Origin of the sequence: Sphingobium sp. (genome assembly GCF_003248505.1) — a bacterium.
In the GTDB taxonomy this organism is placed as follows: domain Bacteria; phylum Pseudomonadota; class Alphaproteobacteria; order Sphingomonadales; family Sphingomonadaceae; genus Sphingobium.
The window spans coordinates 40945-57730 of sequence record NZ_QFOA01000001.1; the positions used below are offsets into that span (position 1 = coordinate 40945).

General features: G+C 64.0%; 13 protein-coding genes. 4 read left to right on the top strand and 9 right to left on the bottom strand.

All coding sequences use genetic code 11. From position 1 onward, the window contains the following. Positions 1-95: 95 nt before the first annotated feature. Positions 96-1202, top strand: a complete 1107-nt coding sequence (locus tag DI606_RS00180) for an endo-1,4-beta-xylanase (RefSeq protein ID WP_293978791.1) — start codon at positions 96-98, stop codon at positions 1200-1202. Here the strand turns inward: DI606_RS00180 and DI606_RS00185 are convergent. Together DI606_RS00185 and DI606_RS00190 are read right to left on the bottom strand one after the other, a co-directional pair. Beyond that, the gene (locus DI606_RS00185; RefSeq protein WP_293978794.1) at positions 1199-3103 is read right to left on the bottom strand and encodes an acyltransferase family protein; all 1905 of its coding nucleotides are present in this window, start codon (positions 3101-3103) and stop codon (positions 1199-1201) included. The genes DI606_RS00180 and DI606_RS00185 overlap by 4 nt on opposite strands. 54 nt (positions 3104-3157) lie before the next feature. Further along, positions 3158-4258 (bottom strand): glycosyltransferase family 4 protein, encoded by a 1101-nt coding sequence (locus DI606_RS00190; protein ID WP_293978797.1) that lies wholly within the window; start codon positions 4256-4258, stop codon positions 3158-3160. 144 nt (positions 4259-4402) lie between these two features. On the opposite strand from DI606_RS00190, the gene DI606_RS00195 reads away from it, so the two are divergent. After that, on the top strand, positions 4403-5518 hold the full coding sequence (locus tag DI606_RS00195) for a glycosyltransferase (protein WP_293978799.1): 1116 nt from the start codon (positions 4403-4405) through the stop codon (positions 5516-5518). 10 nt (positions 5519-5528) lie between these two features. Here the strand turns inward: DI606_RS00195 and DI606_RS00200 are convergent, their stop codons facing one another. The 3 genes from DI606_RS00200 to DI606_RS00210 all read right to left on the bottom strand — a co-directional run bounded on the left by DI606_RS00200 (position 5529) and on the right by DI606_RS00210 (position 8956). Continuing rightward, positions 5529-6866 carry an O-antigen ligase gene (locus DI606_RS00200; RefSeq protein WP_293978801.1) on the bottom strand — a complete coding sequence of 446 codons (1338 nt, stop codon included), beginning with the start codon at positions 6864-6866 and terminating at the stop codon, positions 5529-5531. A gap of 55 nt (positions 6867-6921) precedes the next feature. After that, positions 6922-7269 carry a permease gene (locus tag DI606_RS00205; RefSeq protein ID WP_293978802.1) on the bottom strand — a complete coding sequence of 116 codons (348 nt, stop codon included), beginning with the start codon at positions 7267-7269 and terminating at the stop codon, positions 6922-6924. 106 nt (positions 7270-7375) lie between these two features. Continuing rightward, positions 7376-8956 carry a UbiA family prenyltransferase gene (locus tag DI606_RS00210; RefSeq protein ID WP_293978805.1) on the bottom strand — a complete coding sequence of 527 codons (1581 nt, stop codon included), beginning with the start codon at positions 8954-8956 and terminating at the stop codon, positions 7376-7378. A gap of 77 nt (positions 8957-9033) precedes the next feature. Between DI606_RS00210 and DI606_RS00215 the strand changes: the two genes are divergently transcribed. Beyond that, the gene (locus tag DI606_RS00215; protein ID WP_293978808.1) at positions 9034-10554 is read left to right on the top strand and encodes a hypothetical protein; all 1521 of its coding nucleotides are present in this window, start codon (positions 9034-9036) and stop codon (positions 10552-10554) included. 89 nt (positions 10555-10643) lie between these two features. Further along, positions 10644-11525 carry a hypothetical protein gene (locus tag DI606_RS00220; protein ID WP_293978811.1) on the top strand — a complete coding sequence of 294 codons (882 nt, stop codon included), beginning with the start codon at positions 10644-10646 and terminating at the stop codon, positions 11523-11525. A gap of 10 nt (positions 11526-11535) precedes the next feature. Here DI606_RS00220 and DI606_RS00225 read toward each other — a convergent pair whose 3' ends face one another. From DI606_RS00225 to DI606_RS00240, 4 genes are all read right to left on the bottom strand, one after another. Beyond that, positions 11536-12825: a VpsF family polysaccharide biosynthesis protein gene (locus DI606_RS00225; protein WP_293978813.1), complete on the bottom strand. Its 1290-nt coding sequence runs from the start codon at positions 12823-12825 to the stop codon at positions 11536-11538. 44 nt (positions 12826-12869) lie between these two features. Further along, on the bottom strand, positions 12870-13913 hold the full coding sequence (locus DI606_RS00230; RefSeq protein ID WP_293978815.1) for a hypothetical protein: 1044 nt from the start codon (positions 13911-13913) through the stop codon (positions 12870-12872). Positions 13914-13930: 17 nt separating this feature from the next. Then, entirely contained in the window at positions 13931-15394 is a 1464-nt protein-coding gene (locus DI606_RS00235) for an MBOAT family O-acyltransferase (RefSeq protein WP_293978818.1), read from the bottom strand. Between the two features lie 122 nt (positions 15395-15516). Further along, positions 15517-16743 carry a glycosyltransferase family 4 protein gene (locus DI606_RS00240; RefSeq protein WP_293978820.1) on the bottom strand — a complete coding sequence of 409 codons (1227 nt, stop codon included), beginning with the start codon at positions 16741-16743 and terminating at the stop codon, positions 15517-15519. Between the last annotated feature and the right edge of the window lie 43 nt (positions 16744-16786).

Genomic DNA, 16786 nt, shown 5'->3' on the forward strand with positions numbered 1-16786 from the left:
ATGCCGGGGCAGAGGATCGTGCAACCGGCCATGCCGGCGCAGCGAGGCGGCTTCGTGCCGATCGCGCCGCGTCTGCGAACAGCTTGGAGTCTTCCATGAACCGACGCGACCTCCTGACCCTTGGCGGTGCCGCTGCCTTCCTTGCTGCCGCGGTCCCGCGAATCATTCCCGCCGCCGCCGCTTTCGACGATCAACCCGGCTCCTTGCGGGCGCGAGCCGACCGCAAGGGACTGCTGTTCGGGTCCGCCGTCAATGGCCGGGCGCTGGGCGATCCCCGATTACAAAAGGTCCTGATCTCCGACGCCAACATTCTGGTGCCGGAAAACGAGTTGAAGTGGGACGCGGTGATGCCCGCGCCCGACACCTACGATTTTTCGCGGGCGGAGGCGATCTACGCCTTCGCCAAGGCCAACGACATGAAGATGCGAGGTCACACGCTGACCTGGTATCGCAGCGAACCGGCCTGGGCCGCCGACCGGATTGCGGGGATGAGCGCGGCGCAGACCGGCGATTTCCTGGAAGACTATGTCGGCCATGTCGTGGGCCACTGGAAAGGCCGCATCGCGCAGTGGGATGTCATCAACGAACCGACGACGGCCAAGGGCGTGCTGCTGGAAAAACTGTGGTCTGCCAAGCTGGGCGAGCAGTATATGGACATTGCGCTGCACGCGACGGCGCAGGCCGATCCCCACGCGCTGCGGATGATGAACCAGACGCTGATCGCGCAGGAATGGTGGTGGGAGGACAAGCAGCGGGACGAGACGCTGCGCATCGTCGAAGGGCTGCTGAAACGCGGTGCGCCGTTGCAGGGCTTTGGCTATGAAGCGCATCTGCGCACCAGCTACGCCTTTTCCGAAGGGAAATGGGCGCGGTTCCTGGAAGAGCTCAAGCAGATGGGCCTCAAGTTCATGATCACTGAACTGGATGTCGACGACAGCGGCACGATCGGCGACGTGGACGCGCGCGACCGCGCCTCTGCTGCGTTGGTGAAGTCACTGCTCGACGTGTCGCTGAGCTTCGACCATTGCCTCGGCGTGCTGACCTGGGCGGCGGCGGATCGCTATAGCTGGCTGATGCAGGACAAGGATCGCAAGCGCAGCGACGGCATGGCGCTGCGGCCGACGCCGCGCGACGCCGATTTTCAGAAAAAGCCTGTCTGGAACGCGATCGCCCAGGCGCTGGACGCCGCGCCCGCGCGTTAATTCGCCGCCATGGCCTCAGGATAAGCCGCGCGCAGCTTGGCAAGGATCGCGTCGGCGACGAACGCCGATCCGGGCGCGGTCAGATGACCATAGTCGAACTGCATCGGCTCGTCCGGTCGCGCCTGCGTGCGGCAGTGCCTTTGCGCGTCGCACATAAGGTCGATGAGCGAGAGATAGGGCGTCCCGGTGCGCGCAGCGATGGCGCGCATCTGCCCGTCGACCGCGAACATTTCGTCCAGTAGCATCCGACGCGGCAGATCCGGGTCGTCGCGCCGCCGCGCGGCGAGGATCAGGCGCGGCAATTCGGTCTCATATTGCGGGATCGGTCCGACCAGCAGGGGATGGGATCGCCGCACCAGCGGGTCGCGCAGCGTCCGTTCCACCCCGTCCAGCACGCCCAGCCGCCAGCGCGAGGCGATCACCAGGGCGGCAGGGCGATGATCCCGCAGCCAGCCGGTCAGCAGGCCGCCGACGACGGCTTCGCAACTGCCGGGTTTCATATGCTGCGGGATCCGGGCGACGCAGCCGATGGCCGTCGCCTGCACCAGATCGTAGCGGTCGGCGTAGCGCGACAGGCCGGGCCACAGATGCGCGGCATGGCTGTCTCCCACGAAGGCGATTGCGGGTTTGCCCGACGTGGCAAGGCATTGCGCGGGGCGGTAGGCGCTGTTCCAGCCGACCTTGAAGCAATGTCCCGCACGGTAGGCCTCATCGCCCTTGTAGAAGAGGTAGCCTGCCAGTTGCCGGTCTTTCGCGTCGTAGCGCGACAGGCTGTTGGCGATGACCGGCAGGGCCAGCGCCAGCGCGATCAGTGCCAGCATCGCGGCGGCACCGCCCCACAGGACGCGCGGCGTAGACCAATCCCGGCTCGCAAGGCGGAACGGCCGCTCGATCCACCACCAGGACGCGACCGAAACAAGCAGGATCGTCAGAATCAGGCCGATCTTCGCTATGATATCGTGCCCGATAAACAGGCCCCCCTGCGCAAAGACGATGATCGGCCAGTGCCATAGATAGAGCGAATAGGAGATCAGTCCGACCTGGCGGAAGGGCGCACCGGCCAGCAGGCGCGACACCCACGGGCGCGACCGGCCAGCATGGATGAGCAGCGCCGCGCCGAGGCAAGGCAGCGCGGCAGTGAGGCCGGGAAAAGGGGTTGTTTCGGTGTAGAATTTGACTGCGATTCCGATCATTGCCAGCGCCGCGACGCTCATGAGTTCGGCCAGCCATCGGGGTGCCGGTCCCTGCCGGGACACAGCGAGCCAGGCCCCGATGCCCAGTTCCCAGGCGCGTGTCGGCAAGAGGTAGAAAGTCGCCGAAGGATCGCGCGGCAGCAGCCAGATCGCATAGGCGAAGGACAGGGCGGTGATAGCGCCCACGACGCCCAGAATAAGTCCCCGCCGCCGCCTTGCGAGCAGGCCGATCACCAGGGGCCAGGCCAGATACCATTGTTCCTCCACCGCCAGCGACCAGGTGTGGAGCAACGGTTCGGATAATGCGCCCAGATTGAAATAATCGGTCGCAAGGTAGAAGCTGATGTTCGAACCGAACAATGCGGTCGCGATCAGCGATCGCGCGAAGCGTTCCCATTCGCCCGGCAACAGCCAGATCACCGCACCGACCGATGCGAACAACGCCGTTGCGACGAGCGCCGGGAAGATGCGTAGAATGCGGCGGCGGTAGAATTCGGCGATGGACAGCCGCCCCATCTGCGCGTCGCGCAGCAGGATGCCTGTGATGAGGAATCCCGATATGACGAAAAATATATCGACGCCGACAAATCCGCCCCGGAACCCCCGCATCCCGGCGTGGAACAGCACGACGGGAATCACCGCCAGCGCGCGCAGCCCGTCGATATCCCCGCGATAGGCGAGGTGGGAGGAGGGCGCGGCGGCCGTCACGACGGGACGGGCAAGGTCCTCAGGATAAGGGAGGGCGGTCGACAGGGCGATGGCTCAGGCGGTCTGGTTGCCCATGATCGGCTGCGCGCCGGTCGGGAGCGATGCCTGCCATATGTCCGAAAGGCTGGCGCTGAAAGATGCCAGCGAGAAACGACGCTGGTAGAGGGCAAGGCCATTGTCGCTCAATGACTGGCGGAGGCCGGAATCGCGCAGCAGCGCGGCGATTCGGTCCGCCAGCGCCGGGACGTCGCCAGGCTGGCAGAAGAGGACATCCTGCCTGTCCGTCAGCACTTCGGGTATGACGCCCACCGGCGTGGTGACGACCGGCGTGCCGAGCCCCAGCGCCTCCAGGATCACCAACGGCAATCCTTCGTGATAGGACGGCAATACCATGATGTCCGCCGAAGCGGTCACTTCCCGCGAGCCGCTCTGATCGAGCCAGCCGGTGAAGCGGCAGCGTTCGCCGATGCCGAGTTCCGCGGCCTTCGCCTGAAAAGCGTCGATATCGCCCGGACCTGCGAAGGTCATGCGCCAGTCCGGCACGTCCGCGGGAAGCGCCGCCAGTGCGGCAAGCAGGTCATGGGTGCCCTTGCGCTGACCAAGGCTGCCGAGAAACAGGATGTCGAGCGGCGTTTTTCCGTCAGCGTGAACGCGGCGGGGCGGCGCTTCGACCGGCACGCCGTTCCAAAGGATTTTCGCGCGTTCGGGCTTCACCCCCAAACGCTCGATCACCCAGCGCCGATAGCGTTCGCCCAGAACGACGACGCTCGTCGCGCTGCGAAAGACGAAGCCGAGGAGAGTGAGCGCAGTCGCTGGCATCTGTTCCAGTTCGACGGCGTGGAGATGAAGCACCACCGGCAATCCGAGCAGGCGGGAAAAGAGCGTGACGACCGATTTTCGAAACGCCGACCCCTTGTCCCCGATGTTGACATGAACCAGCAGGATTTCCCGCCGGTACCGCAAGATCGTGCGCAGCGCTTTCAACAGCAGCAACAACGACTGCACCCTTGTCGATTCATCGCGGGTGACGAGGTGAAGCGCGCGCAAATCGGGCCAGGTCGAAGGCGCGGCTTCGATGATATAGTCTTTCACCCTGCCCATGCCTCCGCCCGCCGCGCCTTGAGGGGCGGCGATGAAGACAATGTTGCGTCGCACGTTCAAGACAACCTCGCTTTCTGCGGTCCGGCGGTTGCCGGTTTCCTGCATCCGCCATATTGGAACAGGGGCGATGGAGCGAATCCGGGCGGGCGGACATGATTTCATCTCTCATCACAAATAAAACAGACTGGAGCAACGTGCGTGAAACGCAGGATCGCATTTCATTTTTTCAGTCTGGACCAGGGCGGCGTCGAACGGATGCGCATCACCCTTGCCCATGAGTTGCTGGCGCGGGGCTATGACGTCGATTTCGTCCTCGTAAAGAAACAGGGCGAATTATTGCCGCAGGTACCCAAGGGCGTGCGCATCGTCGACCTGGGCAGCCGCCGCACGGCGACCAGCCTTTTGCCGCTGGCCCGCTATCTGAAGAGGGAGCGGCCCGACGCGTTGTTCTCCAGCATGGGGCCGCAAAATGTGATGGCGATCATCGCGCGGCGGCTTTCGGGCGCGAAGGGATGGCTGGGCGTGATGCAGCATAATGCGCTGACGGCCGAGGCCAAGGCGGGTATCTCGTTGCAACAGGCGCTGGTGCCACTGTCCTATCGCATCTTCCTGCCGGGGGCGGACGGCGTTTTCGCGGTGTCGGCGGGCGTTGCGGACGACATGGCGCGGGCCACTGGCTTTGAGCGGACAAAGATCGGCGTGCTTTACAACCCCGCATGCCCCGAAGGCATGGACCCCGACGCTCTGCCGCCGGTCGCGCATCCCTTTTTCGAAAGCGGGGAACCGGTGGTCATCGGCTGCGGTCGGCTCGTCGCGCAGAAGGGGTGGGATACGCTGCTGGAAGCGTTCGCACAGGTCGTCGCGCGACGGCCCGCCCGGTTGCTGATCCTGGGCGTGGGGCCGGAGGAGGCGGCGCTGAGCGCGCAGGCCGGGCAGCTGCGCCTTCGGGATCATGTGGCCTTCATGGGCTTTCAGTCCAATCCGGCGGCGTGGATGGCGCGCTCCGACCTGTTCGTCATGAGTTCCCGCTACGAAGGATTTGGCAACGTCATCGTCGAAGCACTGGCGACGGGCACTGCGGTCGTCAGCACCGACTGCAATTACGGTCCGTCCGAAATCCTCGACGGAGGACGTTACGGCGCGCTGGTCCCGGTCGGCGACGCGGAGCGAATGGCGGACGCCATCGTTGCGGCGCTGGGCCAGCCCGTCGACCGGCAACGTCTGATGGCGCGCGCCCGCGAATTTTCCGTCGCGCAGGTCGTAGACAATTATCTGCGCGCCGCCTTCGGGGAGGATGCGCGCAGGGCGGCCTGAGGCGTGAGGGTCAGCGCGGATCGTTCCTGTCGGAATGAATACGACCGATCGATGCCGCCATGGCGAGGCGAAACTCCTCCCCGACGGCGCGCATCCAGCGCATCATATTGGCATGACGGATGGCTCGCCACGGCGCGCGCATATCCTCAATGCAGGCGATGACTAGCATCAATACGAACTGCATGAACTGGTCGGTCGCCATGATCGAGCTTTCGGTCACGTTATGGCCGATGGAAAAGAACAGGATCGTGAACATGAGCGCCCGATATTTGTCGGGCAGCTCCGCCTCGAAGATCAATTTGATGAGCGGCACCACGAAGATCGCGAAGACGGACAGGGCAAGGCCGATCAGCCCCAGTTGTGCCGTGATGTCGAGATAGCCGTTGTGGCCGTGAGTGACTTGCAGCTGTATCCATCGCTGACTGGTGTAATGGGTAAGCGGACCGTCATACCCCGTCCCCCAGAACGAGCCGAAGCCCGATCCGAGCATCAGGTTGTCCTGAATGAACGCGAACACGATTCTCCAGATCTGGATGCGGCCGGTAAAGGCGTCCTGGCTGCTTGCCAGGTCGGTGAGATAGGCGGGAAGATATTTATCCAGTGCGTAAGTGATGACGCAGCAGAGCGTCACAAAGGCCGGAGCGATCAAAAGACGCACGCGCGGGTGGTAGTTTTTGATGATGAAGCCGCCCGATATGGCGCATGCGGAAAGGGCGATAGATGTCTTCGAGTTGGTTTGAAACAGGAAGAAAATATCGGCAACTATGAACAGAAGCCGCAGCAGGATGTGAATGTTGCCGATACCAAAAACCAGCAGGAACAGGGTGAAGGCGCAGAGCGGTCCCGCCATATTCTTATGCGGAATAATCCCGCGCCATGCACCGAGGGTGGTGGGATCGTTCATGTCAGCGTCAAGGTGAATGGCGGCGGACGGATACAGCAGCACTGCCACATAGTTCGCTATGAGCAACGCCAGGCAGCAGTACAGCAAGATTGTGATGAAGCGTCGATATCCCAGGATATCGACAGTTCTGAATGTCGACCATATGACCAAAACGGTGAGGATGAGCCGACGGATAGAGGCTCCTGGAACGATCGACCAACCGACGCTTAGAGCACACCAGATCAGAAGCAGTGCAAGGCTCAACGGCATCCGCACGATGGAGATCGGGTCGCTGAGAGGGCGTAGTGCCACAAAAACCATGGCGGCGCACAATATCAGGATGAGTTGGTGAAGGACGTTGCCGCTGTCCCCTGCAACCTCATTCAATTGAATGTCGCCATGGAGCGGAGTTAAGCGGGTAACGGTCGTAAACAGGAGTATCGCTACTGCAATGCCTGCAAACAACCTGTAGAACCTCGAATAATCGAGCTTCCGTCGAATATTTCGATAAACCATTCCGTCAGGACCGGGCGACCAGCACGCATCCCGCTGCGATCAGCAGCGTGCCGCCCACGCGCAGCGGCGTGACGTTTTCGCCAAGGATGACGAGGCCGAACAGCATCGTGAGGATGAAGCCCAGGCCGACGAAGGGATAAGCCATGCTGAGCGGGGCGCGCGCCAGAACCGACAGCCAGAGGATCGCGCCGACGCCGTAGAGGGCAAGGCCCCCGATGACGAGCGGCTGGAGCAGATAGGCGAGAAACTCGCCCGATCCCTGCGCCCGGCCGACGCCGATCTTGAGGATGAGCTGCGCGGCGGCCGACAGCGAAACCGAAACGATGATGAGGAGGAAGAGAAGCGGGCTCAACGTGGCGGTCTCCGTATGGCGGCGATCCTTAGTAGCGCATTCGGCGACGGGCGCCAGCGGCCAGTCTCCGCCAAATCGCCCAGCCGGGCCACATCTTAGCCGACTTTCAGGAGGCGGCGAGCATGATGGCGATGATGCCGCACAGGCATACGCAACTGCGCCAGTCGCGCAGGGCGAAGGCAATAGGATCGTCGTCCATCATCCGCCGATGGGCGAGCATCAGCACGCGCGCAATCCAGTACATCAGGATCGGACAGATCATCCACAGCAGCGTGGGGTGGCGGTAGAGTTGGCGCACCGAATCCGACGACACGTAGAGAGCGAAGACGGTGACGGCGTTGAACCCCGACGCCGCCGCCAGCGTCGCCACGATCGGAAGGTCGGCGACCCTGTAGTTGCGGTTGCTGGGATCGGGCAAAGATGCGTCGAGTCGTACCGACAATTCGGTATAGCGCTTCACCAGCGCGAGCGAGGTGAAGACGAACATCGAAAAGCCCAGCAGCCATTCCGACATCCAGATGCCGACCGCCGCCGATCCGCCGATGACGCGGATCGAATAGAGCATGGCCAGCACGATGGCGTCGACCAGCATCTTGCGCTTGAGGCTGAAGGAATAGGCGCAGGTGAGGAGAAAATAGCCCAGCAGAACGGCGGTGAAGTTCAAGCCCACCGCCAGCGCGATGGCAAAGGCAGTGACGAGCAGCAGCGCGGCCACGGCGATGGCGGCAAAGGGCGAAATCAGCCCGGCGGCGAGCGGGCGCAGACGCTTGCGCGGGTGGGCGCGATCCGATTTCAGGTCGACGAGGTCGTTGATGATATACACGCTCGACGCGCAGAAAGAGAAGGCGACAAAGGCCGCCAGCGCCAGCAGTATGAGGCCTGGATTGATCGTGTGCGATGTCAGCAGCGGCACGAAGACCAGCCCGTTCTTCGCATATTGATGGACGCGCAGCATCTTGTGCCATCGCTTCCATGACGGCGGCGTGGGGGCGAGATGCTCGGCATCCGGGTGGCGCGCCGCGATCCGCCCGCGCGTGCGCCCGTCCACATTGATCGCGATGCAGCGCCGGGCGACGGCCCAGACCGGAAGGTCCGCCTTGCTGTTGCCGATATAGTCGAAACCGCCCTGCCCGAACATATCGACCAGCCTCGCCGCCTTGGCCGATCCGGCGAGGTTGACGATGCCGTCCGAGGCGATCCACCCGGTGAAAAGACCCAGATGATCGGCAATGGCGCGGACATGGTCGGCGTGGCTGGCGGACGCAAGGTAGACCGGACGTCCGAGCGCGGATTCGCGGCGGATATAATCCAGCACCGCCTGCTCGAAGGGCAGAGTCGAAGCATCGATGCTGGCTGCGTCGGCGATCGCCGCCTTGAACGCGGCCTTGCCCCGCAGCAGCGCTGGCAGCAGTCGCAAGCCATTGCGGGGATCGTCCCCGACCGCATGGAAGAAAGTTTCGACCAGCAGGTCCGAACGGATCAGCGTGCCATCGAGATCGACCACCAGCGGAACCGAGGCGGCGTTATGTGCGGCCTGCGGCACCGTCCGGCCCCCGCCTTGCCCTGCACCATCGTCCACTCGCCCGACCCTCCCGTTCGTCCGCACTGGTCTGTCGCAACGAACCGGCGTGTCCGCGACGCTGCCCGCATCGCCCGCCGATCCTGCTTCCTCGCCATGGGTCGTCATGCTAGCATTCCGTCTGCGGGTGCGAGCATCCTTTTCGTCCGCCTGTCCCATACACTGTATTCGACGGAAGGTAAGAGATGCTTAATGCCTCCCCCGCGCCGCGCAGCGAAGGCGTTCGTGCGTCGTCCGGCTTTTCGATCCTGCTCGTCGCGCTGCTGGTATGCCTGCTGGCGATCGACCGGCAGAGTTTCTGGATGGATGAACTGGGGACCTGGCAATATGTCGGCGTCCGGGGAATCGGCGCGTGGTTTCGCGGTTTCCTCGCCATCCGCAACTCCGACGGGCAACTGCCGCTCTACCATTTCATGGCGTTCGGGTGGTCGCGGCTGCTGGGGTCGTCCGAACTGGCGCTGCGCAGTCTCAATGCTCTGCTGCTGATCGGCGCGATGGCCGCGATCGGATGGACGCGCGGCGTGCCGCGCGACCTTGCCACGCGGTGGGCCCTGCTGCTGCTGTGCAATTGCTTCCTGTGGGCCTATCTTAACGAAGCGCGCCCCTATGTGATGCTGGTCGCGGGGTCGGTTTTCCTGACGCTGGCGCTGCTGCGCAGCTGGACGATGCGCGCGGAGCCGGGCGCGTGCGCCATGGGACCGGTGGCGCTGCTGTTCCTGACCGGCGCGCTGCTCAGCTTCGGCGCGTCACCCATCGCCGCGCCCTACATCGCTGCATATCTTGTCGCGATCCTGGCGCTTCTTGGCTGGAAGGGCGTTGCCGGGCTGCGGCGGATGGGACCGGGGCCGATGCTCTACGCGCTCGCTTGCGTTGCGGCGGCGTGCATCGTCAGCGCACTTGTCCTCTACAGCATGGCAAAGGGCGCGACGCCCGAAACGCGCAACAGCACCAGCGTCGCGACGATGCTGTTCGGGGTGCTGGAGGTGATGGGCGCTGGCGGATATGTGCCGGGGCGCGATCTGCTGCGCGTGGCGGGCATCCATGCGATTGCGGCATGGCAGTGGGCGCTGCTGGCGACGCTGTGCCTCGCCTGGGCGGCTTCCTTCGTCGCGGCGCTTGCCGGGCGGTATCGTCGGGCGGCGCTGATCCTCGTCACGGTGACGGGATTTTCCATGCTGTGCGTGATCGGCGCCGGATACGGCATCGGCTTTCGCATCGTCGGACGGCATTTCGCCTTCGCCGTGCCGCCGATGATGCTGGTGATGGCGATGGGATGCGAGCAGGCTGGATCGGGGCGGCGTTGGATGGCGCCTGCGTTTGCGTTGCTGTTGCTGGGGTCCACCGCGCTGTTCCGGCTGGACGGAGCGCACCGCAAGGATGACACCGCCGCCGCCGCCGCGCTGGTGAAGGCGGCGCAAGCCCGGGGCGAGCGAAGCTGGTGGGTGGGCGGCTATCTCGTTCCGCTGTATTTCGACGTGCCGACACGATCCTTCGCCAGCGCCGCGGGCGCAGGGCGAGGTGCGGTCAAGGCGGAAGGCCGCGACGACTGGGCGAGGTCGATGGAGCGCCTGCCCCGGCCCGACCTGATCCTGGTCGAGCGGCCCGAGGTGAACGACCCGAACGGCGCGTTCGCCCGATATGCGATGCGGCACGGCCTTTCCCGACGTATCGCCATGCGGGGCTATACCGCCTATCGTGCGCCGTAGCAGGTCTTGCCACCTGCCGGACCGGCGCTATGCTCGCCCTCGTGAAGCAAGCGGCCTGTCCCAGCGGCGCGCCTGACAAGGAGGCTTCGATGCATCGCTCCCGCACCGTGAAGAGGAAAGGCATAGGCCGTCGCTTCGCCGGCATGGCGACCGCCTTGCTACTGGTGCCGCTGGTGGGGGCAGCTGTCGCGGAAGACCGCCGACCGGTCGCGGGGTGGGAAGGCCGCACCGGGCCGTTGCCGCCCGGTGCCATCGTCATTCCCGACAAGCAGAATTATTTCCAAGGCTCTTACATGGCCTTCGCCAGTCCGTGGGCGGCAATGTTCGACACGCGGCTCAAGGCAGGTGAGCATTTCCGAGATGAGATCGTCGTCCAGCCCGCGACCTTTCCCGACGGCACCACGATCAGAACACGCTGGCCCGTAGCGCGCCCGGAGAAGTCGGGTGTGTGGGGCTATCATTTCGTGGCTTACGGCCATTATGACGGCAAGGACCCCCCGCCCGGTGCCATCCCCCCCAAACAGGTGCGAGACATCGCCGAATTCCGGCAGAGCTTTCGCTTTTCCTATCGCTACAGCCCTAATTTCAATCTGCTGAACGAATTCTATCTGACCCGCCTGCCCGGAGACATGACGGACAAGCTGTTCGAGATCGGTTTCTTTCTGCACGTGCCGCCCGTCACGATGGACTTCATCCGCGCCGTGGGCGTCGACGAGGGAGACTATACCGACAGCGAAGGCCGCCACTGGGGGATCAGCCGGCATGAAAAGTTCATTCGCATCTATCCCAAGGACGGACGCGACGTGCGCGAGGGTACGATCGACGTGCGCGAATTCCTGAAGGCATTGGTCGCACGCAAGGTCATCACCGGCCAGGAATGGTTCAACGGCATCGCATTCGGCACCGAGCCGGTGGCGGGCGCGGGCCAGACCGAAATCGACATCCACCGATGGAAGGTCGATTTCCGATAGGGCGTGCCGCTTATTCCGAAAGGTTGCCGAACAACTTCTCGCTGCGCGGCGGGCGCACGGAGATGCCCAGTTCGTCGAATACGTTTGCCTTGCGCCGCAGCAGCTTGCGCTGGCCCAGTATCTGGATCATCGCCACGCACTGCACCACCACCAGGGATTTGACGCCGAAGGCGAGCGAACCTGCGGTGACGACCAGGAACAGCAGCATCATGTAGAAGGCCGAACGGTCCATCTGGCGCGTCATGCTGTAGAACAGCCAGGGAAGCGCGATCATCATCGGCAGGACGCAAAGCAGGCCATAGGTGATGGTGAGCGCCGCCCAAGCCAGTTCGAGACCGGCAGGCGTATGGAAGAATTTCGCCATCGCCATGCGGTCGTAATAGTTCATACCGAACAATAGGTCATGGGGCGGCACGTAGAACAGGATATCGATGGCGGCATTGCGGGTCTGGGCACTGTTGCCGTCGTTGGAGAAACGGTCGAGCGTGCTGTCGACGAATTCGATCGGCAGGAAGATGAGGCAGATGCCGATCAGCACGATCGACAGCGGCATCAGCCTTTGCGACCAGGTGACATCGGCCTCGCCCGCCTTGCGACCGCTTATGAAGGCGCTCAGGATCATGATCGTGGGCGTGAAGACCAGCGCCGCGCGCCCGCCAAAGGCGAACATGGCCGCTGCATGAAGCGCGATTTCGGGCAAGCGGTTGGCGATCTTCGATTCGCCGCGACGCGCCGTCACCAGATAGACGAGCAACAATCCGGTGAGCAGCGATCCATTGAGGGGGTGTGCGACCAGCCCTGCCGCCCGATTGTCCGTCGTCTTGTCGAGAAAGCTCGGGATGAAGCGATGCCCCACCAGCCGCTCGGCCAGCGCCATCAGCGAATTGGCGACGAAGAAGGCGCGCAGGGGCCACTCCCAGCGGAGCAGTACTTCGCTGCTGACGCAGCGGGCGCAGACATAATAGAGTGCAGGCGTCATGAAATTGGTGACCACCGCCGTCACTTCGCCGCCGGTGATGCCGGTGAGCATGATGATGACGGCACGTGCGAACAGGATCAGCGTCGCGACTGCGAAGAGGATGAAGGGCAGCGACGATACCGCCTGCATTACCCGTCGCGGGAAGGCGAAGGTCGCGACGATGGTCGTGAGGATGATGATGTAGGTCGCCGGGTGGATCCGCGTCAGCAGCGGCCCGCTGTCGTCCGAATAGCGCCAGCCTGCGATATCGAGGAGATGCGCGCCGAGCAGGAACAGCGATGCGGTCGCCACCAGGAACAGGATGTTGAACAGGCGCGCCATGGGTCCTCGTCAATAAGGCTGGAATGCAATGCCCGTCGGCTGCTTCATCGCTCCGGACCTAGAGCATTGCCGACGGCCTGTGCAACCAGCTTGTTGGCATAGCCGGTCCAGTGCCGGTCGAGCGGCGCATGATCGAACGGCCGGTGATCGCGCGCCCACGCGGCGGCGAAGACGGGCGCGGTGTCGACGACCCTGAAGCCGTGCGCGATCGCCTGTCGTTTCAGCCGGTCGAGCGCCAGACCGTCGCGCGTCGTACAGGGGGAGGGGGCGTGCCCGACCTGTTGGTAGGCAGTGCGGTCGCTGTCGAACGTCAGGACGATACGATCCGGAGTCAGGCGCAGCGCGCCGGGCAGCGCCGCCAGCCAGTCGTCGATCCGCCTGTCGTCCCGCGCCGAAAGCGCCACGCGAGGGCAGCCTCTTCCGCTTTCTCCATCGGCGAACCCGGAGGAAAGGAGCGAGGAGAGCGAGAATTTAAGGTTCATGCGCACATAACGGTAGAGCGCGGAGCGCCGCCCGATCTTTTCGGCAAGGCCGTAGGATTTGCTGGGCGTATAGTCGATCAGCGCGGGCGTGTCGCTCCAGCGGTACATGCCCGCCTGCGGCGCGAAGCCTTCTTCGAAATCATGGGATACGACCACGATCGTCGCCCATTGCAGGCGGTAGCGCTGCCCCACGATGCGGGCGACGCCCAGATAATGGGGAAGGCTCGCACCGCTGACGCCGAAATTATACACGTCGCTCGCCTTTCGGCGCAGCCGTGCGGCAAGGGAGGGCGCGATCCGTTCGCCCTCCGCGGTGCTCAGCCCTTCGACATAGCTGTCGCCGATGACCGCGCCCACCTGCGCGCCGTTGCGGTAGGGAAAAGGGGCGGTGAAGCCGTCCGGGTTGACCGTGCCGTGCGTGGGATGGCGCAGGTCCCAGCCGAACGACATGGTGGTGTGCGCGCCCGGTTCGAGGCGGCGCGTCTGCCATTGCGGCGATGGCGGTGCCAGCGCGATGCCGTCCGGCACCGGCAGCGCCTGCAACAGCGCTTCACCCACGGCCAGCGCCCCCAGCGCACCTGTGGCAAGGAAGATCAGCTTCTTCATGGTCCTGCTGCCTCCCATCAAAAATTGAAATAGATGAAGGCCGCGTTTTCACGCGAGGCGGCGACCAGCGCCAACCACACGACCAGCATCGCCCAGATGCCGAGGCTCGCGAGGATGATCCCGGTGCGTCCGCCTGCCAGACGCCGCGCGATCGCCGGGCGAATGCGCTCCATGATGACGGTCTGCGAATTGGGCAGCGCCACGGTGAAGAGCAGCAGCGCCGCCAGCAGCGCCCAGTGCTGCGTGCTTCCGGCCAGCAGATCGGTGCCAAGCGCACCGCCTGCCATGGCCTTGAGCATGAACAGCGCACCGTGGACGCTGGTAGCCCGGAAGAAAACCCAGGCGACAAGGACGCCCAGCATGGTGAGCGCCCAGGCCACCGCCCGCATCGGCCATCCGCCCTTGCCGGCAACGCCCGCTTTCTGCGCAACCCAGCGCCAGCCGTGGTTGAGCACCAGATAGAAGCCGTGCAGCGCGCCCCAGATGACGAAGGTCCACGCCGCGCCATGCCACAATCCGCCCAGGATCATCGTGACGGCCAGGTTGACGTAGCGTCGCACATTGCCCTTCCGGTTGCCGCCGAGCGCGATGTACAGATAGTCGCGCAGGAAGCGGGAGAGCGTCATGTGCCAGCGCCGCCAGAATTCGATGATGCTGGTCGATCGATAGGGCGAGGCGAAATTGTAGGGCAACTGGATGTTGAGCAGCAGCGAAATGCCGACCGCCATGTCCGAATAGCCCGAAAAATCGAAATAGATCTGCAACGCGTAGGCGAGCGCGCCCTCCCACGCGTGTAGCATTCCCACCTGTCCCAAATTGGCGGCATCGAACGCCCGGTCGGCGATGATCGATATGTTGTCGGCGACCAGTACCTTCTTCATCAGGCCGAACAGCAGGAACAATGCGCCCAGCGCGAAATTGTCGAGTCGGAGCCGGTAGGTGTCGCGGTTCGCGAACTGCGGCATCATCTCGGAGTGATGCAGGATCGGCCCTGCGATCAGATGTGGGAAATAGGTAACGAACAGGCCATAATGGACCAGTTTGGGCTCGTGCGCCTTCCCTTTGTAGGCGTCCACCAGATAGGCGATCTGGGTGAAGGTGAAAAAGGAAATACCGATAGGCAGGATGACGTTCAGCACCGGCATCGGCAGCCCGGCGGCGCGGACATTGTCGGTCAGGAAATTATAATATTTGAAAAAGGCGAGCGCCAGAAGATCGACGACGATGGCGGCGATCAGGATGTATCGGGCGCGATCCGTCCCGGCATGGCGCACGATGGCGAGGCCGGCGACGAAATTGAACAGGATCGACCCGACCAGCAACGCCAGATAGGCCGGGACCCAATATCCGTAGAAAGCGAGCGACATCGCGGCAAGCCATGCCGCCGCCGCACCCGGCCCCGCCTTGCGCGCGATCAGGAAGAACAGGACGAGCGTAACCGGCAGATAGACGAACAGGAACAGCCCGGAGGTGAACAGCATCGTCGATAGTCCCCGCAGCGAAAGCGCTCACCCGCGAAGGACTGGATGCCCATCATCTAGCGGAACAAGGCCAGCTTCGCGCGGGGTCAGGCTATGCCCGGTCCCTTTCGCGCTCGCAAGGGTCAATGCTTGATCTTGTTCGCCAGTGCAGCATAGCGCCTAGCAAGGCTGGGCCACGATCGGCGTTCCAGGGTGTAAAGGCGATAGGCTATCGCACTTTCCGTCCACTGTGCCGTCGGTGTGGCGATGTGGCGCAGGATGGCGTTGGCCACGCATGGTGAATCGACGGGGCGTTCGATGACGGTCGAGGGCATGCCTTCGCGGATCAGCGACGTGATGCCGCCCGCCTCGCTCGCGATGATCGGTCGCGCGTTGGAAGCGGCCAGCAGCGCCACGCCGCTTTGCGAAAAGAAATCCTTGTAAGGCATCAGCAGGGCGTCGCTTTGCGCGATGAGCGCAGGAAGCGCGGCGTCGTCGACATAGCCGATCTGAATCGTCACCGCGTCGGGCGCGGTTCGGGCGATCGCGAGGCATTCCTCGGCATAATCGGGTTCCTCGCGATAAATTTCGCCGGCGACGATCAGATGGACGGGCGCGCCGGCGCGGCGGGCCGCGATGCAGCCCTCGATCGCCTCGCGCACGCCCTTGTTCCGGCGCAGCGTTCCGAACGCGAGCAACTGGCCGTTGCCGGGAAGCGGCGTGACTTCGTGGAACGCAAAGTCGCCATGTTCGATCACGTCCACCACGACGCGCAGGCGCGGGAAGCATTCGAGCAACTTCTGCCGGGACGCCTCGCTCAACACCACTACTGCGTTGGAAAGATAATAGCAGGCACCGTGCGATGCCTTTTCCACGCTTCGCCAGCGCTGCGAAAAGCGCCAGCCGTGCGGGATCGGATCGTGGGCGATGAAGATGACGCGCGCACCCGTAAGCCGTAGCAGCAGCAGCATCGGCAGAAACAGCATAAGCGGATCGGGGATGGTGATGATGAAGGTGCGCGCGTGCAGACGGGCCTGGAATAGCGCGACGAAGCTGCCGCCAATGCGGCGCAGCGAACGCAGCGCACGGGTGACGCGCGGCGCCGGGCCGACCATTTCACGCACGGGCCGCAGGCGACGCAGGCCCGGACGGGGCCTTTCCATCTTCGCATTGTCGACGACGGGCGATACGAACGTGACTTCAGCCCCCGACGCAAGCAGGCCGTCGACCAGTTCCTGGGCGAACAGACCCGTTCCCGACGCCCGCCATGCGCGGGTGTAGAGGCAGATCGGCTCCGGCTTCTCGACCGCCGCCGCGCTATGAGGCTCCAAGGCGATCACTCGCTCCGGAGCGACGGGATTCGTCGACATCACCCACCCTAACAAACATTGTCACGACAATGACGACCCGGCG